This is a genomic window from Pseudomonas lundensis, assembly GCF_002269125.1.
Classification (GTDB): domain Bacteria; phylum Pseudomonadota; class Gammaproteobacteria; order Pseudomonadales; family Pseudomonadaceae; genus Aquipseudomonas; species Aquipseudomonas lundensis_A.
Map to the genome: position 1 here is coordinate 68,833 of NZ_NQKI01000004.1, position 25,129 is coordinate 93,961.

The 25,129-nt window shown below is 59.1% G+C and carries 26 protein-coding genes; 9 read left to right on the forward strand and 17 right to left on the reverse strand.

All coding sequences use genetic code 11. The annotated features are described in order from the left end of the window. Positions 1 to 215: 215 nt before the first annotated feature. From CJF39_RS04245 to CJF39_RS04285, 9 genes are all read right to left on the reverse strand, one after another. A complete protein-coding gene (locus CJF39_RS04245) occupies positions 216 to 1,142 on the reverse strand; it encodes a ketoacyl-ACP synthase III (RefSeq protein ID WP_047294556.1) in 927 nt (308 codons plus the stop codon). 364 nt (positions 1,143 to 1,506) lie between these two features. Beyond that, entirely contained in the window at positions 1,507 to 3,084 is a 1,578-nt protein-coding gene (locus tag CJF39_RS04250; RefSeq protein ID WP_094992296.1) for a flagellar hook-associated protein 3, read from the reverse strand. Positions 3,085 to 3,098: 14 nt separating this feature from the next. Continuing rightward, positions 3,099 to 5,144 (reverse strand): flagellar hook-associated protein FlgK, encoded by a 2,046-nt coding sequence (gene flgK, locus CJF39_RS04255; protein ID WP_094992297.1) that lies wholly within the window; start codon positions 5,142 to 5,144, stop codon positions 3,099 to 3,101. A gap of 10 nt (positions 5,145 to 5,154) precedes the next feature. Next, entirely contained in the window at positions 5,155 to 6,423 is a 1,269-nt protein-coding gene (gene flgJ / locus CJF39_RS04260) for a flagellar assembly peptidoglycan hydrolase FlgJ (RefSeq protein ID WP_094992298.1), read from the reverse strand. A 10-nt stretch (positions 6,424 to 6,433) separates the two neighbouring features. Continuing rightward, positions 6,434 to 7,543 (reverse strand): flagellar basal body P-ring protein FlgI, encoded by a 1,110-nt coding sequence (locus CJF39_RS04265; protein ID WP_094992299.1) that lies wholly within the window; start codon positions 7,541 to 7,543, stop codon positions 6,434 to 6,436. A gap of 44 nt (positions 7,544 to 7,587) precedes the next feature. Then, a complete protein-coding gene (gene flgH / locus CJF39_RS04270) occupies positions 7,588 to 8,283 on the reverse strand; it encodes a flagellar basal body L-ring protein FlgH (RefSeq protein ID WP_094992300.1) in 696 nt (231 codons plus the stop codon). Positions 8,284 to 8,332: 49 nt separating this feature from the next. After that, positions 8,333 to 9,118: a flagellar basal-body rod protein FlgG gene (gene flgG / locus CJF39_RS04275; RefSeq protein ID WP_047275985.1), complete on the reverse strand. Its 786-nt coding sequence runs from the start codon at positions 9,116 to 9,118 to the stop codon at positions 8,333 to 8,335. A gap of 44 nt (positions 9,119 to 9,162) precedes the next feature. Then, entirely contained in the window at positions 9,163 to 9,903 is a 741-nt protein-coding gene (locus tag CJF39_RS04280; protein ID WP_047275987.1) for a flagellar basal body rod protein FlgF, read from the reverse strand. 232 nt (positions 9,904 to 10,135) lie between these two features. Next, entirely contained in the window at positions 10,136 to 11,698 is a 1,563-nt protein-coding gene (locus tag CJF39_RS04285) for a sigma-54-dependent transcriptional regulator (RefSeq protein WP_094992301.1), read from the reverse strand. A gap of 273 nt (positions 11,699 to 11,971) precedes the next feature. Between CJF39_RS04285 and phhA the strand changes: the two genes are divergently transcribed. From phhA to CJF39_RS04310, 6 genes are all read left to right on the forward strand, one after another. Then, on the forward strand, positions 11,972 to 12,763 hold the full coding sequence (phhA, locus tag CJF39_RS04290) for a phenylalanine 4-monooxygenase (RefSeq protein WP_094992302.1): 792 nt from the start codon (positions 11,972 to 11,974) through the stop codon (positions 12,761 to 12,763). Between the two features lie 58 nt (positions 12,764 to 12,821). Beyond that, complete coding sequence (locus CJF39_RS04295; protein ID WP_094992303.1) at positions 12,822 to 13,178, forward strand: 4a-hydroxytetrahydrobiopterin dehydratase; 357 nt, start codon at positions 12,822 to 12,824, stop codon at positions 13,176 to 13,178. Next, positions 13,175 to 14,374: an amino acid aminotransferase gene (locus tag CJF39_RS04300; protein WP_094992304.1), complete on the forward strand. Its 1,200-nt coding sequence runs from the start codon at positions 13,175 to 13,177 to the stop codon at positions 14,372 to 14,374. Before CJF39_RS04295 ends, CJF39_RS04300 begins: the two co-directional genes overlap by 4 nt. Before the next feature lie 195 nt (positions 14,375 to 14,569). After that, positions 14,570 to 14,701: a hypothetical protein gene (locus tag CJF39_RS23460; RefSeq protein ID WP_283163023.1), complete on the forward strand. Its 132-nt coding sequence runs from the start codon at positions 14,570 to 14,572 to the stop codon at positions 14,699 to 14,701. Positions 14,702 to 14,790: 89 nt separating this feature from the next. Further along, a complete protein-coding gene (locus tag CJF39_RS22950; protein ID WP_094992305.1) occupies positions 14,791 to 14,967 on the forward strand; it encodes a hypothetical protein in 177 nt (58 codons plus the stop codon). A gap of 18 nt (positions 14,968 to 14,985) precedes the next feature. Beyond that, positions 14,986 to 16,161 carry an MFS transporter gene (locus tag CJF39_RS04310; protein ID WP_094992306.1) on the forward strand — a complete coding sequence of 392 codons (1,176 nt, stop codon included), beginning with the start codon at positions 14,986 to 14,988 and terminating at the stop codon, positions 16,159 to 16,161. A 10-nt stretch (positions 16,162 to 16,171) separates the two neighbouring features. Here CJF39_RS04310 and arfB read toward each other — a convergent pair whose 3' ends face one another. The 8 genes from arfB to CJF39_RS04350 form a co-directional block, all read right to left on the reverse strand. Beyond that, positions 16,172 to 16,585 carry an alternative ribosome rescue aminoacyl-tRNA hydrolase ArfB gene (gene arfB, locus CJF39_RS04315; protein ID WP_094992307.1) on the reverse strand — a complete coding sequence of 138 codons (414 nt, stop codon included), beginning with the start codon at positions 16,583 to 16,585 and terminating at the stop codon, positions 16,172 to 16,174. Between the two features lie 90 nt (positions 16,586 to 16,675). Then, the gene (locus CJF39_RS04320; RefSeq protein ID WP_094992308.1) at positions 16,676 to 18,094 is read right to left on the reverse strand and encodes an amino acid permease; all 1,419 of its coding nucleotides are present in this window, start codon (positions 18,092 to 18,094) and stop codon (positions 16,676 to 16,678) included. A gap of 671 nt (positions 18,095 to 18,765) precedes the next feature. Beyond that, positions 18,766 to 19,962 carry a 23S rRNA pseudouridine(2605) synthase RluB gene (gene rluB / locus CJF39_RS04325; RefSeq protein WP_094992309.1) on the reverse strand — a complete coding sequence of 399 codons (1,197 nt, stop codon included), beginning with the start codon at positions 19,960 to 19,962 and terminating at the stop codon, positions 18,766 to 18,768. 144 nt (positions 19,963 to 20,106) lie between these two features. Then, positions 20,107 to 20,298: a DUF1289 domain-containing protein gene (locus CJF39_RS04330; RefSeq protein ID WP_094992310.1), complete on the reverse strand. Its 192-nt coding sequence runs from the start codon at positions 20,296 to 20,298 to the stop codon at positions 20,107 to 20,109. Between the two features lie 50 nt (positions 20,299 to 20,348). Further along, positions 20,349 to 21,272: an SMC-Scp complex subunit ScpB gene (scpB, locus tag CJF39_RS04335; protein ID WP_094992311.1), complete on the reverse strand. Its 924-nt coding sequence runs from the start codon at positions 21,270 to 21,272 to the stop codon at positions 20,349 to 20,351. Between the two features lie 12 nt (positions 21,273 to 21,284). Next, the gene (locus CJF39_RS04340) at positions 21,285 to 21,983 is read right to left on the reverse strand and encodes a segregation and condensation protein A (RefSeq protein WP_169963634.1); all 699 of its coding nucleotides are present in this window, start codon (positions 21,981 to 21,983) and stop codon (positions 21,285 to 21,287) included. Between the two features lie 128 nt (positions 21,984 to 22,111). Further along, entirely contained in the window at positions 22,112 to 22,741 is a 630-nt protein-coding gene (locus tag CJF39_RS04345; RefSeq protein ID WP_094992313.1) for an L-threonylcarbamoyladenylate synthase, read from the reverse strand. A 13-nt stretch (positions 22,742 to 22,754) separates the two neighbouring features. Next, complete coding sequence (locus CJF39_RS04350; protein WP_094992314.1) at positions 22,755 to 23,618, reverse strand: PHP domain-containing protein; 864 nt, start codon at positions 23,616 to 23,618, stop codon at positions 22,755 to 22,757. Positions 23,619 to 23,702: 84 nt separating this feature from the next. Here CJF39_RS04350 and CJF39_RS04355 point away from each other — a divergent pair, with 84 nt between their 5' ends. The 3 genes from CJF39_RS04355 to CJF39_RS04365 all read left to right on the forward strand — a co-directional run bounded on the left by CJF39_RS04355 (position 23,703) and on the right by CJF39_RS04365 (position 25,117). Next, entirely contained in the window at positions 23,703 to 24,299 is a 597-nt protein-coding gene (locus CJF39_RS04355; RefSeq protein ID WP_094992315.1) for a septation protein A, read from the forward strand. Between the two features lies 1 nt (position 24,300). Beyond that, complete coding sequence (locus tag CJF39_RS04360; protein WP_094992316.1) at positions 24,301 to 24,600, forward strand: YciI family protein; 300 nt, start codon at positions 24,301 to 24,303, stop codon at positions 24,598 to 24,600. A 109-nt stretch (positions 24,601 to 24,709) separates the two neighbouring features. After that, positions 24,710 to 25,117 (forward strand): translation initiation factor 2, encoded by a 408-nt coding sequence (locus CJF39_RS04365; RefSeq protein WP_094992317.1) that lies wholly within the window; start codon positions 24,710 to 24,712, stop codon positions 25,115 to 25,117. Positions 25,118 to 25,129 lie beyond the last annotated feature (12 nt).

Sequence of the window (25,129 nt, forward strand, 5' to 3'; positions counted from 1 at the left end):
TGAATACTGCGGCTTCCGGCCCTGGCAACCGCCGGGTGTGGCCTAGAGAACCTTCGTAATAGTTATCGTCGTGAAAGCAGGTTGCTTGAGGGCTTTTTTGATTTTTTTTACTGGCCGGGTGCCATCCCTTGTATTTCAGGGGGTTAAGCGGCCGCAGAATGCAAAACGCCCATGGCTTTGGCGGCCACGGGCGTTGGGTAATTGCATAAAACGACTTAGGGGCGGTAGATGATCGCCGAGCCCCAGGACAGGCCCACACCAAAGCCACTGAGCGCCACGCGCTTCCAGGTGGTGTCCATGGCGTGTTTTTCCAACAGCAGCGGAATGCTCGACGACACGGTGTTACCGGTCTCGACCATGTCCTTGATGAACTTCTCGGGCTCGCCTTCAAAACGCCGCGCCACGGCATCCACAATGGCCGCACTGCCCTGGTGGATACAGAACGCGTCAATGTCTTGAGCCTTGAGGTCCGATTCATCGAGCAACTCGTGCAAGTGCGCCGGCACTTTGAGCAACGCGAAATTGAACACTTGACGCCCATTCATGAAGAACACGCCATCGGTGACTTTCAGGTGCGGCGCGCCCGAACCGTCGGTGCCGAACTTGGCCTTGCCCAGCTGCCAGAGCGCGTCTTCGCCCATCCACGTGGCCGTGGCGGCGTCACCGAACAGCATGGTGGTGTTGCGGTCTTCCGGGTCGACGATTTTGGAGTACGGGTCAGCGGTGATCAGCAGGCCGTTTTTCAGGCCAGTGGCTTCCATGAAGCCCTTCATCGCGTAGAGGCCGTACACATAGCCTGAGCAGCCGAGGGAAATATCAAATGCCGCGACGTGGGTCGGCAGGCCGAGCTTGTCCTGCACGATGGCGGCGGTATGGGGCAAGCCTTCTTCATCACCGTTTTGGGTGATGACGATCAGCGCATCGATGGACTCGCGCTTGAGATGAGGGTTATTGGCGAACAGCGCATTGGCCGCTTCGACACACAGATCCGAGGTTTCCTGGTCAGCATCTTTGCGCGGCAGGAATGCCGAACCAATCTTGCCCAGAATAAATTCTTCGTCCTTGGAGAACTTCGCGCCCTGGGCATAGTTATCTACGCCGTTTGCAGGCACGTAACTGGCGATGCTTTTAATGCCAATCATTGTGGCTTCCCAATACTGAATAGCTGGAGATCACCCGCTCAGGAATCGAGGGGCGTTAACAATAAAAGGGCTTCGCCGCGCAAAAAATGCAGCGAATGTGGATGCCTGAAAATACCCAAAACGGCCTGTGAAAAGCCCAGCACCCGCCCGTACGTTTCACACGATACAGTGAAGATGCGCGTTATGACTCATAGGTCACTCTATTTTGTGTGGTTTATACAAAACGTTTCAACGCGACTTTCAGATAAGCACGCGCACGCTGATGCCGCCACAGGGGCCACCAGCCGGGGAAAAGAGAGGGTTTACAGTGCGCTCGCCGTGACAAGCCACTCATCGAGAAGCTTTCACGGCGCACAAGGCGGGATCAGATCTTGTTGAACAGGCTCAACTGGGAGATTTTCACGAAGGCCAACTGCGAGGCTTCGAGCATGGCTTTCTGGAAGGCCAGATCGATGGATGCCCCGGCCAGATCCGTGTTGCCAATAGCCGCAATCGTCGACTTGTTGGCCATCACCATGCTTTCGTTTTCGGCCGTCTGGGTGTCCACGGCTTTCAATCGTGCGCCAATCGAACCCCGCGCCGTGTCGACACCGGCACTGGCGTTTTTCAGGTTGCCAATGGCCGAGTTGATCGCATCCCGCTGCTTCTGCTGCGCAAGCACATCGCCATCACTGGGCGTGGCCAGCGCTTGTCGCAACTGGCTGATGGTGTCCAACGCACTCTGACTCTGATGATTATTTGCGCTGACCACAAACTGGTCGCCCGCTGCGCGCGCGCCATTAAAGTCAAACGTCACGCCCATCGCCGTCAGTGAATCGCCCGTCATGGTGCCCTTGGCAATCGACTTGCTGTTGGCCGTCATGGGTTGAGCATAAATTTCATACTCGGTGTCGCTGGTGAATTTGATCACCGCGCCACTGGCCGGAAAGCTGTCGCCATAGGCCTTAGGATCGTTAACGGTGCTGCCAGTGATTTGCGCGGTCGAAGCATTACCCGGCGAACGTGATGCGTTGAACGAGTCCGGCTTGGCTTCAAGGGTAAAGATGTGGCCCTTGACCGCATCGTCCTGATCCGCTGCCGCGACGTCCTTAAGGTTCAGGTTGATATCAAAATCCACCCCCCGCAGGCTGATGCTATGAGCGCCTTCCTTGGTGGCGTCGAACACGCCGTTGCCCGGCACTTCGGAGGTGATGTCGTTGCCCGAGCCGTCGCGCACCACGTACTGCGTGCTGCTGAGGAACTCCACCTGATAAGGCTGGCCCTGGGAAAAATCTTTGTTGAACACAGGACTTGAGGTGATCAGGCCACCCGACACCGAGACCGTGCCATCCACAGCCGTCGCGGGCTTGGTGGTGAGTTCAGCCTGCGTGCGACCGGTATTGATAGCACCATCAAAGATGCTTTTGGCAGTGTCACTCCCCGCGAGGGTGAGCGTGTCAGACACCTTCAGGTTCAGTTGCGTGTCATCACCCTGATAGGTGTAGGTCCCGTCGTTGTTACGGGTATACGGCGGCGTATCGGTTTTGGAGCCGGAAAACATGTAGTTACCCGAAGCGTCCTTACTGTTGAGCAGGCTGAACACCTGATCTTCGATATTGCCCAATTCATTGGCTATCGACAGCCGGTCTGCATCACTGACCACGCCACCGCCCGCTTGCAACGCCAGCTCGCTGGCTTTTTGCAGGGCATTGTTGATCGTGTCGAGCACCGACTCCTGATTGGCCAGAGACGATTTAATGCTGTTCATGTTAGTGGTGTACTGCGCCAGCATGTCTTGCTGTTGCTGCAGTTGCAGCAGGCGCCCGGCACCGACCGGGTCATCGGCGGCTGTCTGGATTCGCACGCCGGAATCGATCTGCTCCTGGGTTTTAATCACCGAGGAGTAATTGCTCTGGTACTTGGACGAGGTGGTCTCGAAGAACTGGGCAGTAGAAATACGCATCGTCGATAACTCCCTTAAATACTGTTGATCAGCGTCGTGAAGGTATCCTGCGCGACCTTGATGATCTGCGACGATGCCGTGTAGTACTGCTGAAACTTGACGAGGTTGGACGCTTCTTCGTCCAGGTTGACCTGCGATACCGAGCTGCGGCTGGCAGCTGCGTAAGACAACGCTGCATTGGTGGCCGTGCCGTCAACTTGAGCCTGGCTGGCCTTGCCGCCCACCTTGGACACCAACTGGCTGTAGGACGTGGCCATGCTCACGCCACCGCCGCCGCTGTTCACGCCGACGGTGGGTTTGGTTTGCAGGTCGAGCAGTTTGTTGGCGTTGGTGTTGTCCGCCTTGCCGTCTTTGTTGAACTTGATGTCAAAGCTGTCGCCCTTACCGGGAGAACCACTGATGGTGGTCTCGAAGCCGACGGTTTTCTTCGAACCGTCCGGATTCAGCACCGGCTGACCGGCGGCGTCCAGTACCGGCACATTGATCGTGACCTTGTTGTCCTGACCCGGCACGATCGTGCCTTTGCCGATTTCTTCGCCTTTTTCATTCAGTACGCGATAGCCCTGAACGCCGTTGGCCGCTTCATCAAATGCCAGACGAACAGGCATGGCGCCTTCGATCTCGCTTTGCGCCAGGCCCAGGTCCGCGCCGCCGTAGATATTCAGCGCCTGGGATAAGTCCAGACCACTGACCAAACCGGTGCCGCTGTTGGAGCCACCCTGGCTCGCCACCAGCGGGCCGGCCAGCGCCAACTTGCTGGCGTCGGTCATTTGCACGCCTATATTGGTCGCGCCACTGCGGGTCGGGCTGACTTTGAACGTGTCGCCCTTATCCAGACCACCGCCATTGAGATTGAGGGTAAAACCGTCAATTTCAGGTGCTGGCTTCTGGTCCAGTTTGTAAGCGCCCATGACCGTGCCGTCGGAACGCTTCACCGTGTAGTCATTGCTGCTGCTGAACGTCACCTCATAGTCGTAGGTGGTCAGCGCGCCGCTGTTGGTAATGGTCACATCCAGATTGCCTGACCCGGCGCTGTTGCCGGTCGAGGCCAGGCTGCGTTCGCTGATGGCTTTGGCACTGTTGATGTTGTTGAACAGTGACGCGCCGAATTCGCCGTTAGCATCCAGGCCCTGCCCCAGTTGCTGATTGATCGCATCGGCAACCACCAGCGCGGTGCGCCCCAGCTCATTGATCGCAGGCGCCAGCACATCATCACGGTAACGCAGCAGGCCGCCAATCTTGCCGCCGCTGATGACAGACGTCACATCCGAACTGGAAGACGCGTAGTTGATCTGGATCGTGTATTGGCTCTTGTCGGTTTTACCCGGCACGGCCGACAACGTATTGGACGTGTTGCCCAACACCAGCGATTGCCCGGTGCCGAGGGTGATGTCGTACACGTTGTCGTGCTCTTGCACCGTCACGCCGACCAGTTCGTTGAGCGAACGGACAGCTTCGTTACGCGCATCCAGCAGGTCGTTGGGCGTGTTGCCGCCCGTCGTCGCCTGGGCGATTTGCTTGTTCAGCGAAGCAATGGTCGCCGTGTGCTGGTTGACCATAGAGGTCAGGGTTTCCAGCTGGCTGTTGACGCCTTCGTTTTGCTGGTTGAGCTGGCTGGCAATGGCGTTGAAACGGTTGCTCAGGGTCTTGGCATTGCCCAGCAGCAAGTCACGAGACGACGCGTCGCCCGGTGCTGCCGCTGCGGTCTGCAGCGAGGCAAAGAAACTGCTCAACGCCGCCGACACGCCCGTGCTCTTATCCGACAGCAGTTTGTCGATCGGGCCGATTTGGTCGAGGTAGGCTTGCGCGTCGCCATTGAGCGATGTGGTGGTTTGCAACTGGGCGTCGAGGTAGGCGTTGTAGACGCGACGCACGTCCGCCAGCGTGGTGCCGGTGCCGATAAAGACCCCGCCCACTTGCTGCGAGCCTGCCGTGCCCTGCACGATTTGCTGGCGCGAATAGCCCGCCGCGTTGGCGTTGGCAATGTTATTGCCGACCGTGGCCAATGCCCCTTGACTGGCGTTCAGCCCCGACATCCCGATGTTGATCAAACTCGCCATGGTTCAAACCTTATAAATGCGCGAAGGAACCTGTTGAGGCATAGCTCTGGTAGGTCTTCATTTGTTTGGCTATCTGCGAAATCTTGCTGGCGTAATTCGGGTCGGTTGCGTAACCGGCCTTCTGCAGCTCGCGTACAAATTGTTCTGGTTTATCGGCAGCGCTCAGCACTTCTTTATAACGATTGTTGCTCTGCAACAACGTGACCAGGTCGTGGAAGCTGTCCTGGTAAGAGTCGTAGGAACGGAAGGCCGCCGTTTCCTTGACCATCTGCCCGCCTTTGAACTCACTGGTGATGGCACGCGCCTGAGCACCCTGCCAACTGCCGGTGGCCTTGATGCCGAACAGGTTGTGGCTGCTGGTGCCATCTTGTTGACGCATGACCGATTTACCCCAGCCGGTTTCCAGTGCCGCTTGCGCCACCAGGTACAGCGGGTCGACGCCGATGCGGTCGGCGGCTTGCTGGGCCATCGGCAACATGGTGGCCACGAACGCATCCGGCGATTCAAAGGCTTTTTTGGCGGGCGCCAAGGGTGGCTGGGCCACGGCACGGCCATACACCTGCATCCGCCCCTGCGCGCCAGCGGCACTGACCATCGGCTGCCGACTGCCCTTGAGCACGGCGTCCATTGACGCGCTGGTGCGCTCCGGCACTGCCGCCGTATTGATCGTGGCGCGGGCCGGGTCAGCCGATGGCACAATGCCTGCCAGCAACCGGTCGGTGAGTTTGGTGGGCAAGGCCAGACGCCGCTGATTGAGCAGTGCCATGTCATTTTGATGGCCGCCCTGCCCTGCACCCGGTGCCAGCGCCACCCGCGCCGCCCACAACGGCCGCTGGCCATTGGAACGGACAAACGGGCTGTCAGCCGGGGTCACCGCTGCGGTTGGGGTGGCGGCCTTGGCCTCAGCGGTCAGGGCCGTAGCCGCGGGTGTTTCGCCCGGCACGGCCGCTTTGTTTTTCGACATCTGACGCATCAACACGTCTGCCAGGCCAATGCCGCCACCCTGCCGCGACAACGTCACGGACAACTGCTGGTCGTACATTTCCTGATACTGCTTGGCCGCCGGGGTGTTGAGCGGGTTGTCCTTGCCCAGCACTTCGTTGGCCGAGCGCATCGACTTGAGCATTTCGTTGAGGAACAGCGACTCGAATTCCTGCGCCACTTTGCGCATGTTGCCGTCGCTTTCGCGGTCGCCCACTTTCAGGTTGTTCAGACGGTTCAGGTCGGTGAACGCCCCCGAATCACTGCCGCTGACGACACCACTCTTACGCATATCCATGGTGCAGGCCTCAGATCACAATCAGGTCGGCTTGCAGCGCGCCGGCCTGTTTCAGTGCTTCAAGAATCGCCATCAAGTCGCCTGGCGCCGCCCCCACCTGATTCACCGCACGTACGATTTCATCCAGTGTGGTGCCCGGACCGAACTTGAACATCGGCTTGGCTTCCTGTTGCGCATTAACCCGCGAGCGCGGCACCACAGCCGTCTGGCCGTTGGACAACGGGCCGGGCTGGCTGACAATCGGGTCTTCGGTGATGGTCACGGTCAAGCTGCCGTGGGTCACCGCCGCAGGCGATACCTTGACGTTTTGGCCGATTACGATAGTGCCCGTACGCGAATTGATGATGACTTTGGCCACCGCTTGACCCGGGTCCACTTCCAGGTTTTCCAGAATTGACAGGTAGTCCACGCGCTGGCTTGGGTCCAGGGGCGCGGTGACGCGGATCGAGCCGCCGTCGATGGCTTGCGCGACGCCAGGGCCGAGCAAGTCATTGATCTTGTCCACCACGCGCTTGGCGGTGGTGAAGTCAGAGCGATTGAGGTTCAGCGTCAGGCTGTTGCCCTGGTTGAAACCACTGGGCACGGCGCGCTCAACCGAAGCACCGCCGGGAATACGGCCGGCCGAGGGCACGTTAACCGTGATTTTCGAGCCGTCGCGACCTTCCGCATCAAAACCGCCCACCACCAGGTTGCCCTGGGCGATGGCATACACATTGCCATCGATGCCTTTCAACGGTGTCAGCAACAGCGTCCCGCCGCGCAGGCTTTTGGAGTTACCGATGGAGGAAACGGTGATATCAACCACCTGCCCCGGCTTCGCAAACGCGGGCAAGTCTGCACTGACCGACACCGCGGCGACGTTTTTCAACTGTACGTTGCCCGAACCCGGCGGCACTTTAATGCCGAATTGCGACAGCATGTTGTTGAACGTTTGCAGGGTAAACGGGGTTTGCGTGGTCTGGTCGCCCGTGCCGTTAAGCCCGACCACCAAGCCGTAGCCGATCAATTGGTTGGACCGCACGCCAGAAATGCTGGCGATGTCCTTCAACCGCTCGGCGTGGGCGCCAAGGGCTGTGGACAGTAGCAGTACAGCTGCCAGCAGATGCTTGAGGTTGAACATGGTTCGGGCCATCACTTGAATAAAAACACTGATAAAAGGTCCGCTTAGAACGGGAACAGCGGGCTCAGGAAGAAACGGTCGAACCAGCCCGGCTGACTCGCATCGGCAAACGAGCCGGTGCCCGAGTAAGTGATGCGCGCATCGGCCACACGGGTCGACGACACCGTGTTGTCGGTGGCGATGTCATCGGCACGCACCAGACCGGCAATACGCACCAGCTCGTCCCCGGTATTGAGGGTCATCCACTTCTCGCCGCGCACCGCGATGATGCCGTTGGGCAAGACGTCAGCCACCGTCACCGTAATCGAACCGGTCAGGCTGTTACCCTGCCCGGCCTTGCTGTCGCCCTTGCTGGCCCGGCTGCCGCTGTAGCCGGCGTTCAGGCTCAGGTCACCACTGCCCAGCGGGTTGTTGGTGGTCAGGCCACTGCCGAACAACGAGGTCAGGCCGATACTGGTGTTGCTGTTCTTGCCGATCTGCGAGTTGGCGTTTTTGCTCGCCTGCGTTTTCTCGTTCAGGGTGATGGTGATGATGTCACCGACCCGGAACGCCTTGCGGTCGCTGTACAGGTTCTGTTCAAAGCCTGCCTGGTAGATCGAGCCATTATTGGCCGCCGCCGGTAACGGCGTGCGCGGCAACACTGGCGCATAGTACGGATCGTTCGCCCGTGGTGGTGGGCTGACACAGCCGGCCAGCAAGGTGATACCGCCCAATGCCAGAACAGAAAACAAGCGTTTCATGACCTCTCCCGCGCGTGCAGGCGACCGTCAGGCCGCCTTGTCTACGTGATTACAGATTTTGCGTAACGAACGACAGCATTTGGTCGGCGGTAGAGATGACTTTGGAGTTCATCTCGTAGGCGCGCTGCGTGGTGATCATGTTGACCATTTCTTCCACGGTGCTGACGTTGGACGTCTCAAGCATGCTTTGCATGGTCAGACCGAAACCGTTCAGGCCCGGTGTACCGATTTGCGGCGCACCGCTGGAAGCGGTTTCCAGGAACAGGTTGCCGCCCTGAGCCTGCAAGCCGGCCGGGTTGATGAAGTCGGCGGTTTGTAGGTTGCCAATCACTTGCGCGGCCGGGTTGCCGGCGATGGTCACCGACACGGTGCCGTCCTGGCCCACGGTGAAGGTCTGCGCGTCAGGCGGAACCACAATCGCCGGCTCCAGCGCAAAACCATTGGCCGTCACGATCTGGCCGTTGGAATCGAGGTGGAAAGTACCGTCACGGGTGTAAGACGTGGTGCCGTCCGGCTGCATGATCTGGAAAAAACCACGGCCGTTGATGGCCAGGTCGAGCGGCTGCTCGGTGGTTTGCAGGCTACCGGCCTGAAAGTTCTTCTGCGTGCCCACGATACGCACACCCGTACCCACTTGCAGGCCCGAAGGCAACTCGCTGTCCTGGGTCGATTGCGCGCCGGGCTGGCGTTTGATCTGGTAAAGCAAGTCCTGGAACTCGGCCCGATCACGCTTGAAGCCCGTGGTCGATACGTTGGCCAAGTTGTTGGAAATAGTGGTCAGGTTGGTGTCTTGTGCAGCCAAACCTGTTTTAGCAACCCAGAGTGCCGGAAGCATGCAGTTCTCCTCGCGCGCCGGTTTTTCGGCGCCGCGTTAAATAATTAGCTGATGGACAGGACGCGCGTCATGGCCTGATCGTCTTCTTTGGCGGTGTTCATCATCTTGATGTGCAGCTCGAACTGCTTGGCCAGGGCCAGCACCGAGGTCATTTCATCCACCGCGTTGACGTTGCTGGCTTCCAGAAAGCCCGACACCACACGCACGTTGGCATCCGCCACCGCTGGCTGACCGTCTTTGGTGTGGATCAAACCGTCGAGGCCCTTGGTCATGTTCTTCAGGTCGGGCTGCACCATCTTGATCCGGTCGACTTCAGCCATCACCCGCGGGCCTTCGCCCATGGCGCGGATGCTGATGGTGCCATCTTCCCCGACTTCGATCTGTTGCTGCGGCGGTACGGCAATCGGCCCGCCATTGCCCATGATCGGCATGCCGTTGCCGGCCCGCAAAATGCCCAGGGCATCGACGTTCATGCTCGCCGTGCGCACGTAGGCTTCGCTGCCGTCAGGCGCTTGCACGGCCAGCCAGCCATTGCCCTGCACCGCCACGTCCAGGTCACGCCCGGTTTCTACCAGTGCGCCGGGTGTGAAGTCCGTGGCCGGGCGTTCCGACAGTGCAAAGGCACGCGCCGGAAAGCTGTCGCCGAACACCGGCATCGAACGCGCCTGTTCAAGGTCACGTTGAAAACCGTTGGTTGAGATGTTCGCCAGATTGTTGGCATGCGCCTTCTGCGCCAGTGCGTTCTGGCTGGCGCCGGTCATTGCCACATAAAGGTACTTGTCCACAGTCTTTCCTCTGCCTGACGGACGCTTGCCGCCCACCGCTGTACTGCAGAGCTCTAAGCAATTTGCGCACCAACTTTTTTTTGACGGCGAAAAAGCCCGGTTTGATTGGGCCAGGAGGTAAACGACAGGAAAGTGAAGAGGACGATAAGACGTAAAAACGGCGCAAGGGTGCCGTTTGCGGCAAGGCGTCGCCCATGCGACACCGTGCCGGTGCAGCGATTACACGCCTGGCTCAGTCTTTGCCGGGTTTGAGGATGTCGTATTCGCGCAGTTTATTGGCGATGGTGGTGTGCGAAACACCCAGCCGCTTGCCGAGCAAACGGCTACTGGGGTGTTCGGAATACAGACGTTCCAACACCGTTTTCTCGAAACGGCCGACAATCTGATCCAACCCGCCCTCCATCGAAAACTCGCCCAGCGGCTGACGCACCCCGTAATCCGGCAAGCGAATGTGCTCAGCCTTGACCACGCCGCCATCACACAAAGACACGGCCTGAAACAGTACGTTTTCCAATTGGCGCACATTGCCCGGCCAGTGGTAATGACGCAGGCGGTCCATCGCAGCGGGCGCCAGGCGCGGCAACGCGCAGCCAATCTGACGGCTGGCCTGATCCAGAAAATGCTCGACCAGCGGCTCAAGCCCGTCCAGGCATTCGCGCAAAGGCGGGATGTGCAGCGACAGCACGTTCAGGCGGTGATAAAGGTCCTGACGAAATTCACCTTTTGCGCACAGTTCCGACAAATCCACTTGGGTGGCGCACATCACCCGCACATCGAGGTAGACCTCTTCATCACTGCCCACCCGACGGAAGCAACCATCCTGCAAGAAACGCAGGAGTTTGACCTGCAACCGCGGGCTCATTTCGCCCACACCATCGAGAAACAACGTACCGCCTGCGGTCAGCTCCAACAGCCCGAGCTTGCCTTCGGCCCGTGCCCCCTCAAAAGCCCCGGGGCCGTAACCGAACAGCTCGGTTTCGGCCATGGACTCCGGCAATCCGGCGCAGTTGAGTGCCATCAACGGCGACTGCCCGCGCGGGCTGGCGAGATGGCAGGCGCGCGCCAGTAGCTCTTTGCCCGTACCGGTTTCGCCTTCTATTAATAGAGGGGCATCCAGAGGCGCCATGCGCCGCGCCTCACGCACCACCGCGGCCATCACTTTGGAACTCTGGAAAATACTGTCAAAGCCGCGCAGCTCTTGTTTGCGCACGTTGTAAATCTGCTCGCCCACGCGGTCGGCGCGGTGCAGGGTCAGGACGGCGCCGGCCATGGCCTCGCTGTCATCGCTTTCCAATTGCAGGGGCGCAATATCCGCCAGAAAGACGTGCCCCTTGATCTTGACCCGCAACCCGTTGATCCGCGACTTGTTGGCGCGCACCAGCTCCGGCAGGTCGAAATCTTCGGCGTAGCGCGACAGCGCGATGCCGGGCACCTCATCCACGCGTACCCCGAGCAACTGAGCCGCAGCGCGGTTGGCCGCCACAATGGAGCCGCCCATGTCGATGGACAAGACCGGAAACTCCAGCGCGCCGAGCAATGCATTGAGCTCCATGTGCCGACGCTCGCTGGGCATCAGCCCTACGCGCTTGACGCCAAAGACACCGGCGATGGTCTCGAACTTGGGGCGCAGCGCCTGAAACTGCAGGTTAATCAGGTTCGGGCAGTACAAGTAGATCGCATTGCCCTGGTCGCCGCCCACTTCACCGCGCTTGACGTTGATACCGTAGGCTACCAACAGGTTGAGGATGTCACGCAGGATGCCAATCCGGTTTTGGCAGTGAACTTTGATGCGCATGGCGGCAGGCTCGAATAGGTGGGCGAAGGGTCCAGGCAGCAGTGCGTTTGTGCGCTACCGGCGATTTCAACGTCACGTTTTTGTGACAGTTTGACGTTCGATTGGCATAAGAAGCTCTGCCCGGAACCCAACTCGTAACGAATAGTTTACGAATGCCGTGCATCATCCCAGCATTAACGGCTTTTCGCCAGCACCACTCTCGGGTCTTTTGGGGTATCACTAGGTCATCGCCACACACCGAATAATAAAAACGATTTCCTTGCGGAGAGCCCCATGAAGCAAACGAAATACGTCGCCCGCGAGCCTGATGCCGATGGCTTTATCGACTACACACCTGCCGAGCACGGGGTGTGGAACACGCTGATCACCCGCCAGTTGAAGCTGCTTGAAGGCCGTGCCTGCCCTGAGTACATGCAAGGCATCGACAAACTGGGCTTGCCCCACGACCGCATTCCGCAGTTGAGCGAGATCAACAAAGTCCTGGGTGAAACCACGGGGTGGCAGGTCGCACGCGTCCCGGCGCTGATCCCGTTTCAAACCTTCTTCGAATTGCTGGCCAATAAGCAGTTTCCGGTCGCGACATTTATTCGCACGCCTGAAGAGCTGGATTACCTGCAAGAGCCTGACATTTTTCACGAGATTTTCGGCCACTGCCCACTGCTGACCAACCCCTGGTTTGCAGAGTTCACCCACACCTACGGCAAGCTGGGTTTGCAAGCCACCAAGGAACAGCGCGTGTATTTGGCCCGCCTGTACTGGATGACCATTGAGTTCGGGCTGGTGGATACGCCAGAGGGCAAACGCATCTATGGCGGCGGGATTCTTTCATCGCCAAAAGAAACGGTTTACAGCCTGTCCTCAGAACCGGAACATCAGGCCTTCGACCCGCTGGAGGCGATGCGCACGCCTTACCGCATCGACATTTTGCAGCCGCTGTATTTTGTCTTGCCGGACTTGAAGCGACTGTTCGACCTCGCCCATGAAGACATCATGGGGCTGGTTGAAAAAGGCATGGCGCTGGGCCTGCATGCGCCCAAGTTTCCGCCTAAACCCAAGGCGGCGTGATCCGCCCCTTTGCTTACTTTTTTGCACACATAAGAAAAACTGACTTCAGGAACACACCATGAACGCACTGAACCAAGCCCACTGCGAAGCCTGCCGCGCCGATGCTCCACAGGTCAGCGACGAAGAACTGCCGGTACTGATCAAACAGATCCCGGACTGGAACATCGAAGTTCGCGACGGCGTGATGCAACTGGAAAAGGTCTTTCTGTTCAAAAACTTCAAATTCGCCCTGGCATTCACCAACGCCGTCGGTGAAATTTCCGAAGCGGAAGGCCATCACCCGGGCCTGCTGACTGAGTGGGGCAAAGTGACCGTGACCTGGTGGAGCCACTCCATCAAGGGCTTGCACCGTAACGACTTCATCATGGCCGCGCGCACTGACGAAGTGGCTAAAACCGCCGAAGGCCGCAAATGAAGCACTTCGCGGCCATTGGCCGGGTACCGGGGGACCCGATTCTGGGCCTGATGGACGCCTACAATCAGGACACCAACCCGAACAAGTTCGATTTGGGCGTGGGCGTGTACAAGGATGCCAACGGACTGACGCCGATTTTGAAATCGGTCAAACAGGCCGAACAGCGCCTGGTGGACCAGCAGCAGACCAAAACCTACATCGGCGGGCATGGCGACAGCCGTTTTGGCCAGTTGATCAGCGAACTGGTGCTGGGCGCCGATTCGCCACTGTTGAGCGCCAAACACGCCGGCGCCACCCAAACCCCGGGTGGCACCGGTGCCTTGCGCTTGAGTGCCGACTTTATTGCTCAGTGCTTGCCGGGGCGTGGTATCTGGTTAAGCGACCCGACCTGGCCGATCCACGAAACCATTTTTGCCGCCGCCGGGTTGAAGATCAGCCACTACCCGTATGTGGGCAGTGACAACACGTTAAACGTGGCCGCGATGCTGGCGGCGCTGGAACAGGCACCCAAAGGTGACGTGGTGCTGTTGCACGCCTGCTGCCACAACCCTACCGGCTTCGATCTGTCGCAAGACGACTGGCATCAGGTACTGGACGTGGTGAAGCGTCGCGAGCTGTTGCCGCTGATCGATTTCGCCTATCAGGGCTTCGGTGATGGCCTTGAGCAAGACGCGTGGTCCACGCGCCTGTTTGCCCGTGAACTGCCTGAACTGCTGATCACAAGCTCCTGCTCGAAAAACTTCGGCCTGTACCGCGAACGTGTGGGTGCCTTGATCGTGTGCGCCAGTGACGCCGAGAAACTGACGGACATCCGCAGTCAACTGGCCTACCTGGCGCGCAACCTGTGGTCCAACCCGCCGGACCATGGCGCTGCGGTGGTGGCGACCATCCTGGGTGACGAGCAACTTAAAACCCTGTGGGCCGCTGAAGTAGAAGCCATGCGCAGCCGGATCGCGCAATTGCGCAGCGGTCTGGTGGAGGCACTGACGCCCTTTGGCCTGGCCGAGCATTTTGCTCATATCACTCAACAGCGCGGGATGTTTTCCTACACTGGATTGAGCGCCGATCAAGTGCAATTGCTGCGCGACAAGCACAGCGTGTACATGGTCGGTTCTGGACGCGCCAACATGGCCGGGGTCGACGGCACGCGCCTGAACCTGCTGGCTAAAGCCATCGCACAGGTCTGCACGCACTGACGCGTTGAATCTGCCGGAGCGGGCACATTCGCTCCGGCAGCAACACGACAACCGCTACATGAAACGTTCGCCACAATCCCCCGCCAGACATAAAAAAAGACAAATTGTCACACCCGGTCATGTATCCTGCCCTAGCTTTTTAAAAGCGCGGAGTTACCCGGCGATTTAAAAACACACCTTGCGAGGAGCGCGACGATGCACGAAATCCCAAACCTCCCCTTCCCAAGCCTGCATGAAACTCAGCAGCCAACCCCGCCACACACCAGCGGCGAAAAAACCGCACTGGACGAGGCGCCTGAAAGCCTCAAGGCCGACAGCGAAGACTGACGGTTCGCACTCAGGCGGTGCGAAAAGCTTTCAGCTTTTCATACCGCCTGACACAATCGCCCCTCTTCTCTATTCCCCCGGACAACAGCGTGACTGACTCTTTCGACGACACACAGGCCAGCGTACTGATCGGCACAGCCGAGCAAATGATCGAGCTGTGGGACCGTCTTACCCCGGAAAAACAAGCCACCCTGCTCCAGCGTTTCGGCACGCAAGAAAACGCACTGGCCGCCCTGATCGCAACCCGACTGGTTGCACCGCTCTAACCCCGCAGGACCTGCCCCATGACCGAACAACGTCCACTGGCGATCACCCTGCAAGTGGTGTCCATCGTTCTGTTTACCTTCATTGGCTATTTGAATATCGGCATCCCGCTGGCCGTTCTGCCCGGCTACGTGCACAACCATTTGGGCTACGGCACGGTCATCGCCGGGCTGGTGATCAGCGTGCAGTATTTGGCCACCTTGCTCAGCCGCCCTTATGCCAGCCGCATCATCGACAACCTGGGCAGCAAACGCGCAGTGATGTATGGCCTGGCCGGGTGCGGGCTGAGCGGCGTCTTCATGCTGGTGTCCAGCGGGTTGTCGGCCATGCCTGCATTGAGCCTCACCAGCCTGCTGCTCGGCCGACTGGTATTGGGCAGCGCCGAAAGCCTGGTAGGCTCGGGTTCGATCGGCTGGGGCATCGGTCGCGTCGGTGCACAGAACACGGCCAAGGTCATTTCCTGGAACGGTATCGCCAGTTATGGCGCAATCGCCATCGGCGCGCCGCTGGGGGTAATGATGGTCAACCATTGGGGCATGTGGAGCATGGGCGCAAGCATCATCGCCTTGGCCGCCCTGGGCCTGCTGCTGGCATGGCCAAAGCTGGCCGCGCCGATTGTCAGTGGCGTACGCCTGCCGTTCCTGCATGTGCTGGGCCGAGTGCTGCCCCATGGCACCGGGCTGGCACTGGGCTCCATCGGTTTTGGCACCATCGCCACGTTTATCACCCTGTACTACGCAACCCGCAACTGGGAAAACGCCGTCCTGTGCCTGAGCCTGTTTGGCGCCAGCTTTATCGGGGCGCGGCTGCTGTTTGGCAACATGATCAATCGCCTTGGCGGCTTCCGGGTAGCGATCGCCTGCCTGAGCGTCGAAACCGTGGGCTTGCTGCTGTTATGGCTGGCGCCAAACCCGCAACTGGCATTGGCCGGTGCGGCATTGAGCGGGTTTGGCTTTTCGCTGGTGTTCCCGGCCTTGGGGGTCGAGGCGGTGAACCTGGTGCCCGCTTCCAGCCGGGGCGCGGCCGTTGGGGCGTATTCGCTGTTCATTGACTTGTCACTGGGCATTACTGGCCCGCTGGTGGGCGCCGTGGCAGCCGGTTTCGGCTTTGCGTCGATCTTCCTGTTCGCCGCACTGGCCGCGTTCAGCGGGCTGATGCTGAGCCTGTATCTGTACCGACAGGCACGCAACCGCTAACCAGCAACGCCTAGAAATCCACTTTGCCGCGCCCGGCCTTGATCGTGCCGCGCTTGCTCTTGGACTCCAGCCGACGGGTTTTAGACCCTAACGTCGGCTTGGTCGGACGACGTTTTTTCTCAACCTTGGTTGCACTGACGATCAGCTCAAGCAAGCGTTCAAGGGCATCGGCGCGGTTTTGCTCTTGGGTGCGGTATTGCTGCGCCTTGATGATGAGCACGCCCTCACTGGTAATCCGACTGTCACGCAGCGCCAGCAACCGCTCCTTGTAAAACGGCGGCAAAGACGAGTTGGGAATGTCGAAGCGCAGGTGCATGGCGCTTGAAACTTTGTTGACGTTCTGCCCGCCCGCGCCCTGGGCGCGGATGGCCGTGAGTTCGATCTCGGCGTCAGGGATGTGGACGTTGTTGGAGATGACCAGCATTAAAAAGGGTCCTTTATCAGGGCCTGCAGGATACCCCACAAACGACAAACCCGGCGCAATGGCCGGGTTTGTCATGACGAACCGCTCAGCTTATTTGGCTGAACTGTAAGCCGCTGCCGAGGCGTGCACCTCGCGCTTGCTCTTGATCAGGTAGCAGACCCACATGAAGATCACCCACACCGGGATCGCGTAAACCGACACGCGGATGCCCGGGATCATCAGCATGATGACCAGAATGAACGCCACAAACGCCAGGCACACATAGTTGCCGTAGGGGTACCACAAGGCCTTGAACAACGGGGTTTGTGCCGTTTTGTTCATGTGCTGGCGGAACTTGACGTGGGAAAAGCTGATCATCGCCCAGTTGATGACCAAGGTAGCTACCACCAGCGACATCAGCAGTTCCAGTGCATCGTGAGGCATCAGGTAGTTGAGCAGCACCGCAATGACGGTCACGGCAGCCGAGGCCAGAATCGAGTTTACCGGCACGCCGCGCTTGTCGATTTTGGACAACACTTTCGGGGCGTCACCTTGTTGAGCCATACCCAACAGCATGCGGCTGTTGCAGTACGTGCCGCTGTTGTACACCGACAATGCAGCGGTCAAGACCACAAAGTTGAGGATGTGTGCCGCAGTGTTGCTGCCCAGCATCGAGAACACTTGCACGAACGGGCTGCTGCTGTAGCTGTCGCCACCGGCGTTCAGGGTTTCAAGTAGCGAATCCCATGGCGTCAGGGACAACAGCACTACCAGGGCGCCGATGTAGAAAATCAGGATGCGGTAGATCACCTGATTGATCGCTTTCGGGATCACGGTGCGTGGTTTGTCGGCTTCAGCGGCGGTGAAACCGAGCATTTCGAGCCCCCCGAAAGAGAACATGATGAACGCCATGGCCATCACCAGGCCGGTCATGCCATTAGGGAAAAACCCGCCGTGTTCCCACAGGTTGCTGACCGACGCTTGCGGGCCGCCGCTGCCACTGACCAGCAAATAGCTGCCCAGAGCAATCATGCCGACAATGGCCACGACCTTGATGATGGCGAACCAGAATTCAGCCTCGCCAAAGACTTTGACGTTGGTCAGGTTGATGACGTTAATCAGCACGAAAAAAGCCGCCGCCGAGGCCCAGGTCGGGATCTCGGGCCACCAGTAGTGCACGTACTTACCGACCGCGGTCAGCTCTGACATACCTACCAGGATGTACAGCACCCAGCAGTTCCAGCCCGACATGAAGCCAGCGAAACCGCCCCAGTATTTATGTGCAAAGTGGCTGAAAGAGCCGGCAACCGGCTCTTCGACAATCATTTCGCCCAACTGGCGCATGATCATGAAGGCAATAAAGCCGCAGATCGCATAGCCCAGAATCATCGACGGGCCGGCCGATTTCAGCACACCGGCCGAGCCGAGGAACAGGCCTGTACCAATCGCGCCACCCAGGGCAATCAGTTGGATATGACGATTTTTCAGGCCGCGTTTAAGCTCGCCCGAATGCGAGGTTTGTCCACTCATTGAAAAGGGTCCCACACAAGGTTTGATGTCGTTCAGTGCGTTTTCGCTTGAGCACCGGCAGTGATCGAAGGGTCTACAACACAAATCAAACCCCAGCGCAGGCGCCAGGAATCCAAGGTTGTTTCACGAGTCATGCGTCACCTGTTTGTTTTTATCTGTGACGGAATCGGACCCGCAATGCTTATGGCATCGCGGAGTTTACAAGGCGGGTTTGCCTCGAGGTTTTGGCCAGTCAGCACATCGCTGAGCGGCGCAAAATGCGCGGGTACGCAATTGAGTCACAGGTAAAACGCCGCGCATTGTACACCTGCTCGAAGGCAAGATCCCATCACACCGCCGCTTGCAATACGAAACAAGCCGCAGATGAGTCCTCAAACGTCACAAATCTGTAAAACGCGGAACATTTCCTATACACAAAGTGATCATTTCGCGCGAACGCTTGATAAACGGCACAAAACGTCACGTTTACTTGACGACTCGTAAAGAAATATTTCCACTGTAAACGCCCCGTGGCACTGAGCGACCGATTGCCGCAGGTCTAATTCATTGATTTTGAATGAATAAACCAAACACTCAGTCAGCTGGCAGCGCCATTGTGCGGATCGGGTTTTTGAAACCCCAAAAAAAAACGCCAGCCCGAAGGCTGGCGTTTCTTGAACGGCGTTAAACGCTTATTGCGGCTTGCGACGACCGAAGCCAGGGCGCTGACCCGAACCGGCCGGGGCGCCACGACGCTTGCCTGACGGCGCATCGTCAACCAGTTTTGGACCCTGGCGAGACGGCTTGGCAGGACGCTTGTTGACGTCGCTCGGGCGCTCGGCAACCGGCGCACCGCGGCCCGCAGGCACGCGATCAGTGCGGCCGGCTTGCTTGCGCGCAGGACGCGCAGCCTCATCACGGGCCGGACGACCCGGGCGCTCACCTTCGATGTGCGGCTGACGCGCTGGACGCGGGGCAGCAGGCTCACCGTTGGCAGGGCGCAAGGTGCGGGCAACACGGTCGGCACGGGCCACAGGACGCGACGACTTGCGCTGCATACGCTCAAGCTTGTCTTTGCTCTTGGCATTCATCTCAGGCATGGCAACCGGTGTGAGACCGACTTCAGCACTGAGGATGTCCACCTCGTACTGACTCATTTCACGCCAGCGACCCATCGGCAGGTCAGAGTTGAGGAACACCGGGCCGAAACGCACGCGTTTCAGGCGGCTGACCACCAACCCTTGGGATTCCCACAGACGACGCACTTCGCGGTTACGGCCTTCCATCACCACGCAGTGATACCAGTGGTTGAACCCTTCGCCACCCGGTGCCTGTTTGATGTCGGTAAAGCGCGCAGGGCCGTCTTCCAGCACCACGCCCGCCTTGAGGCGCTCGATCATCTCGTCATCCACTTCACCACGCACACGTACCGCGTATTCACGGTCCATTTCGTAGGAAGGGTGCATCAGGCGGTTGGCCAGCTCACCGTCAGTGGTGAACATCAGCAAACCGGTGGTGTTGATGTCGAGACGACCGATATTGATCCAGCGGCCTTCTTTCGGACGCGGCAATTTGTCGAACACGGTTGGACGGCCTTCCGGGTCGTCACGGGTGCAGATTTCGCCATCGGGCTTGTTGTACATGATCACGCGGCGCACCGATTCGGCAGCCTCTTCGCGCTTGATCACTTTGCCATCGATGGAAATGGCGTCATGCAGGTCAACGCGCAAACCCAGCGTTGCATCCTTGCCATTGACCTTGATCCGGCCCTGGCTGATCCAGGCCTCTACGTCGCGACGCGAACCGACGCCAATACGGGCGAGGACCTTCTGCAGCTTCTCGCCTGCTGGGCCAATTTCCTGGTCGTCTTTAGGGGTTAAATCACTCATCTGGGCACCTCCCGGTGTGTCAATTCAGGCGGGCGCCTGAAGTGTTAAAAATAGGCCCTGGCACGCGACTGCGCGCCGAAGGGTCGTGAATCATACGCTGATCTTGCGCATTTCGCATCAAAGGCCGGGCGTGTTCTGCCCGGTCTATTTCTTTTTCCGCCGGCCGGTGGCGCCAAGCGCAAGCAAACGCAGGTCAGCTTGCGCCAGCACCCCACGCTTTTCGTCTTTGTCGAGTTTCTTCCAGGCCTTGATTTCACGCTTGGTGCGCCCGCACCCGATACAGACGTCATCGGAGAACTTGCAGACGCTGATGCAGGGGTCTTTGGTTGAGCTCATCACCTGTGCTCCCGTTACGTGGGGTCGCTGAGAATGCGCGGTTAGCCGGATCACTCTTCGCGTTCAAGACGCTCCTGCTCGATGGCTTCGGCCAATGCCAGCGCTTCGGCGGCTTCGTCGCTCATGACAGGGGGCAACTCCAGTGCCGCCACCGCCGCCAGTAACTGGCTGCGTGCCTGCTCCGCATCACCTGGCGGCAGCGCGGGTTCGACTTCAGGTTCTACCGCCATGTCAGGCACCACCGCCTCTTTGGCCAAGTCGTCACGCAGCAAGTCGTCAAAGTCGATTTTCAGACCTTCTTCCATGGAATCCAGTTCCGTCAACAGGGTGCGGAAACTGGTTTCGTCTTTCGGCTCTTCAGGCTCGGCGCTGGCATCCGCCAACGCCTGAATGTGCTCGGGCACAGGCGCATCGTCGAAATCGAGAATCGGGTCGGGCTCCAGTTCGCGCAATTGGGCCAGCGGCGGCAGGTCGTCGAGGTTTTTCAGGTTGAAGTGATCGAGAAATGCCTTGGTGGTGGCAAACATCGCAGGACGGCCCGGCACTTCGCGATAGCCCACCACGCGAATCCACTCACGTTCGAGCAAGGTTTTGACGATGTGGCTATTGACCGCCACGCCCCGCACATCTTCGATCTCGCCACGGGTGATGGGCTGTCGGTAAGCGATCAGCGCCATGGTTTCAAGCATCGCCCGGGAATAGCGCTGCGGGCGCTCTTCCCACAAACGCCCGACCCACGGCGAAAACGTGTCGCGGATTTGCAGGCGGTAGCCGGACGCTACCTCTTTAAGCTCAAAAGAGCGGCCCTGGCAGGATTTTCGCAGCAGCTCCAACGCTTTTTTAAACACGGGCGGCTCCGGGCGCTCGCCTTCCTCAAACAGCTCGAACAAACGCTCAAGGCTTTGCGGCTTGCCCGAGGCCAACAGAAACGCCTCCAGCAACAGGGCCAGCTCGCGGGGATCAGTCAAATTCATGGTTTCAGCTCTTTATTCGGCTCGCGCCCGCACATGGATCGCCGCGTAGGGCTCGTTTTGCACCAACTCGATCAAGGATTCCTTGACCAGCTCAAGGATGGCCATAAACGTCACCACCACACCCAAACGCCCTTCTTGTGCCGTAAACAGTTCGACAAAGGGCACAAAGCCACCGCCTTTCAGGCGTTCCAGCACATCGCTCATGCGCTCGCGGGTGGACAGGGCTTCGCGGCTGACCTGATGGCTTTCAAACATGTCGGTGCGCCGCAGCACCTCGGCCATCGACATCAACAACTCTTCAAGGGCCACGTCCGGCACCAGCTTGCGCGCCCGGGCTTCGGGGGCATCCAGTTTGGGCACAAACACGTCACGCCCTACCCGCTCAAGCTCGTCAATGCCTTGCGCCGCAGCTTTAAAACGCTCGTACTGCTGCAAGCGGCGAATCAGTTCGGCACGTGGGTCGCCCTCGTCTTCTTCAACCTCGGCTGAACGCGGTAACAGCATGCGCGATTTGATTTCGGCCAGCATGGCCGCCATCACCAAGTATTCGGCGGCCAACTCCAGACGCACGGTCTTCATCAGCTCGACATACCCCATGTACTGGCGAGTGATTTCCGCCACCGGGATGTCGAGGATGTCGATATTCTGTTTGCGGATCAGGTACAGCAGCAAGTCAAGCGGGCCTTCGAACGCGTCGAGAAACACCTCCAGCGCATCCGGGGGGATGTACAGGTCTTGCGGCATTTCAATGACGGCCTGGCCGTAGACCATGGCGAACGGCAACTCTTGCTGCGCATCGGCTTGCGGGTCTACAGGTTCAATCACTTCAACGTCAGACATCAGGCCTCGACCATAAAGGGCGTGGGATCACCGCAACCCACCCGTACCACCTGCGGTTCGTCATCCACCAGGCTGATTACGGTACTGGCTTTGTGCCCACCGAAACCGCCATCAATGATCAGGTCGACCTGTTTTTCCAGCCTGTCGCGGATCTCGTAGGGATCTTCCATCGGCTCGGTTTCACCCGGCAGGATCAGCGTGACACTCATCAGCGGCTCGCCCAGTTCAGCCAGCAGGGCCAAGGCCAGCGGATGGCTGGGCACGCGCATGCCGATGGTACGGCGCTTGGGATGCAACAGCAGGCGCGGCACTTCACGGGTGGCGTTGAGAATGAACGTATACGGGCCCGGCGTATGAACCTTAAGCAAGCGGAACGTGCCGGTATCGACCTTGGCGAACAGGCCCAGTTGCGACAGGTCGCGGCACATCAAAGTGAAGTTGTGTTTGTCGTCCAGATTACGCAGGCGTTTGATGCGATCAATCGCATCCTTGTTGCCCATTTGGCAACCGACAGCGTAGGACGAATCGGTGGGGTAAATCACCACACCGCCTTTTTTAATGATCTCGACCGCCTGTTTGATCAGACGCGGCTGAGGATTCTCCGGATGAATCTGGAAAAATTGACTCACGTTGTGTACCTGTTCAGACGTTGGCTGTGGACGGGTCCAATTTGAAACGAGACCACAGAGGCGGCAGGTCGTCCGGTAGCGGGCGGTATTCGCCGATCTCGGACCATCCTCCCGGGCCATGAAAATCGCTGCCGGCAGTCACCAGCAAACCGAACTCACGGGCCAGAATCGCTAGGCTGCCCACTTGATCGGCGGATTGATAGCCATTGACCACCTCGATTGCGTGACCTCCCGCTTGAATATAGTCGCCAATCAGGCGCCGACGCTTGCTGCGAGTGAAATCGTAATGCGAAGGATGCGCCAGGCTGACCCAGGCCCCTGCTGCACGCAGGGTGCCCACGGTCTCTTCCAGCGTCGGCCAATGCTGCTTGACGTCGCCCAGCTTGCCGGCGCCCAGCCATTTGCGAAACGCTTCGGCGCGGTCCTTGACGTAGCCGGCCTCGACCAGAAAATCAGCGAAATGTGGACGCGCCGGGGCGTTACCGCTGTCACCCAGCGCAGCCTGAATGGCCCGCGCGCCTTCGAGTGCGCCGGGCATGCCTTTAAGGGCAAGCTTGCGGCTGATTTCTTCGGCCCTTAGCCAGCGACCATCATGCAACGCCGCAATGGCCTGGACCAACGCCGGGGCCTGAACGTCAAAACCGTAACCCAATATATGAATCGTGGCGCCGCCCCAGGTACAGGACAATTCAACGCCGCTCACCAGTTGCATGTTCAGCGCCTGAGCCGCTGTGCGAGCCTCATCAAGGCCTTCAAGTGTGTCGTGATCGGTCAGGGCCAGGACTCGCACACCTTTCTCGAACGCACGCGCCACCAGAACCGCAGGCGCCAACGCGCCGTCCGACGCTGTGCTATGGCAATGCAAGTCAATTTCCACGGGGATTTAATAACCTCTAGCTGACGCTTTCGCTGTCATTGATGTTTGTTATTATGCCGCCACATCCTGCTTCTGGCTGCCACTGTGAAACAATTCATCGACTTCATCCCGCTGCTACTGTTTTTCATCGTCTACAAAATCGAGCCACGCGCCGTCGACATTGCAGGCCATAGCCTGACCTTCGGTGGCATTTTCAGCGCGACCGCCATGCTGATCATCAGCTCATTGGTGGTGTACGGCATTCTGTTTTTCAAACAACGCAAACTTGAAAAAAGCCAATGGCTGACGCTGATTGCCTGCCTGGTATTCGGCAGCCTGACGCTTGCGTTCCACAGCGAGACCTTCCTCAAGTGGAAAGCCCCGGTGGTGAACTGGCTGTTTGCGCTGGTGTTTGCCGGTAGCCACTTTATCGGTAACACACTGCTGATCAAACGCGTCATGGGCCACGCCCTGAGCCTGCCGGATGCCGTGTGGACACGCCTGAACCTGGCGTGGATCGCCTTTTTTGTGTTCTGCGGTGCCGCCAACCTGTTTGTGGCGTTCACTTTCCAGAGCATCTGGGTCGACTTCAAAGTCTTCGGCAGCCTCGGCATGACCGTGCTGTTCCTGGTGGGCCAGGGCATTTACCTGTCGCGCCACCTGCATGATTCCGACACTCCAACCTCCAAAACCGAGGATTGACATGCTCTACGCAATCATTGCCACTGATGTCGACAACTCGCTTGAAGCACGTCTGGCCGCACGCCCGGCACACCTTGAGCGCTTGCAGCAACTCAAACAGGAAGGCCGAGTGGTCCTGGCTGGTCCGCACCCGGCCATCGACAGCAATGACCCGGGCCCGGCCGGTTTCAGCGGCAGCCTGATTGTCGCGGAGTTCGACTCGCTCAGCGCTGCGCAAGCATGGGCCGACGCCGATCCGTACGTGGCTGCCGGCGTGTATGCCCACGTGACCGTCAAGCCGTTCAAGCAAGTTCTGCCCTGAGCCCACGGCGCAGCGTGACCGCACCTGCGGTTCGCTGCGCTGTTGGCCTCATTCTTTCCGATCAGCGGCCGACAACCTCTCCGAATCCCGCCAGGAATGAGGAGTTGCGATGCGCCAAGGTTTGCTGTGTGTGCTGTTGATCATGTTATCGCTGGGCCACCTCGCCCATGCTGAAGACGCTCTCGCCCCCGATACTTCCGTGCCGCTTTCATTGAGCGCCGGTGCGCGCATCACTGACTTGCAGCAGCGCCTGGCCGACAGTGAACGCCTGCGCGGTGAACTGACTCAGGCCCTGAAAAACGCCGACACCCCGCGCGAAAGCAGCCAGCTCGCACAACTGCGCAAGGAAAACCAGCAACTCAAGCAGCAGCTCGAAAAAAACGGTTCCAGCCCGGGTTTTAATCTGCTGACTGATTCACAACAGTGGTTTGTGATTGGTGGCGCAGTTGCCCTATTGGCCCTACTCTGCGGTATCTTCGCCGGCGGCGGACGTAAACAGCGTCGGCAATGGCTATAAATAGAGTGAGTC

Bases quoted from the DNA above. Each gene is read 5' to 3' on its own strand.
- CJF39_RS04245 (WP_047294556.1), bottom strand. From the start codon at position 1,142: ATGATTGGCATTAAAAGCATCGCCAGTTACGTGCCTGCAAACGGCGTA.
- CJF39_RS04360 (WP_094992316.1), top strand. From the start codon at position 24,301: ATGCTCTACGCAATCATTGCCACTGATGTCGACAACTCGCTTGAAGCA.
- phhA (WP_094992302.1), top strand. From the start codon at position 11,972: ATGAAGCAAACGAAATACGTCGCCCGCGAGCCTGATGCCGATGGCTTT.
- rluB (WP_094992309.1), bottom strand. From the start codon at position 19,962: ATGAGTGATTTAACCCCTAAAGACGACCAGGAAATTGGCCCAGCAGGC.
- CJF39_RS04320 (WP_094992308.1), bottom strand. From the start codon at position 18,094: ATGAGTGGACAAACCTCGCATTCGGGCGAGCTTAAACGCGGCCTGAAA.
- flgG (WP_047275985.1), bottom strand. From the start codon at position 9,118: ATGCTTCCGGCACTCTGGGTTGCTAAAACAGGTTTGGCTGCACAAGAC.
- flgK (WP_094992297.1), bottom strand. From the start codon at position 5,144: ATGGCGAGTTTGATCAACATCGGGATGTCGGGGCTGAACGCCAGTCAA.
- CJF39_RS04310 (WP_094992306.1), top strand. From the start codon at position 14,986: ATGACCGAACAACGTCCACTGGCGATCACCCTGCAAGTGGTGTCCATC.
- CJF39_RS04330 (WP_094992310.1), bottom strand. From the start codon at position 20,298: ATGAGCTCAACCAAAGACCCCTGCATCAGCGTCTGCAAGTTCTCCGAT.
- scpB (WP_094992311.1), bottom strand. From the start codon at position 21,272: ATGAATTTGACTGATCCCCGCGAGCTGGCCCTGTTGCTGGAGGCGTTT.
- CJF39_RS04285 (WP_094992301.1), bottom strand. From the start codon at position 11,698: ATGCGCATCAAAGTTCACTGCCAAAACCGGATTGGCATCCTGCGTGAC.
- arfB (WP_094992307.1), bottom strand. From the start codon at position 16,585: ATGCTGGTCATCTCCAACAACGTCCACATCCCTGACGCCGAGATCGAA.
- CJF39_RS04300 (WP_094992304.1), top strand. From the start codon at position 13,175: ATGAAGCACTTCGCGGCCATTGGCCGGGTACCGGGGGACCCGATTCTG.
- CJF39_RS23460 (WP_283163023.1), top strand. From the start codon at position 14,570: ATGCACGAAATCCCAAACCTCCCCTTCCCAAGCCTGCATGAAACTCAG.
- CJF39_RS04295 (WP_094992303.1), top strand. From the start codon at position 12,822: ATGAACGCACTGAACCAAGCCCACTGCGAAGCCTGCCGCGCCGATGCT.
- CJF39_RS04365 (WP_094992317.1), top strand. From the start codon at position 24,710: ATGCGCCAAGGTTTGCTGTGTGTGCTGTTGATCATGTTATCGCTGGGC.
- flgJ (WP_094992298.1), bottom strand. From the start codon at position 6,423: ATGGATATGCGTAAGAGTGGTGTCGTCAGCGGCAGTGATTCGGGGGCG.
- CJF39_RS04250 (WP_094992296.1), bottom strand. From the start codon at position 3,084: ATGCGTATTTCTACTGCCCAGTTCTTCGAGACCACCTCGTCCAAGTAC.
- flgH (WP_094992300.1), bottom strand. From the start codon at position 8,283: ATGAAACGCTTGTTTTCTGTTCTGGCATTGGGCGGTATCACCTTGCTG.
- CJF39_RS04265 (WP_094992299.1), bottom strand. From the start codon at position 7,543: ATGTTCAACCTCAAGCATCTGCTGGCAGCTGTACTGCTACTGTCCACA.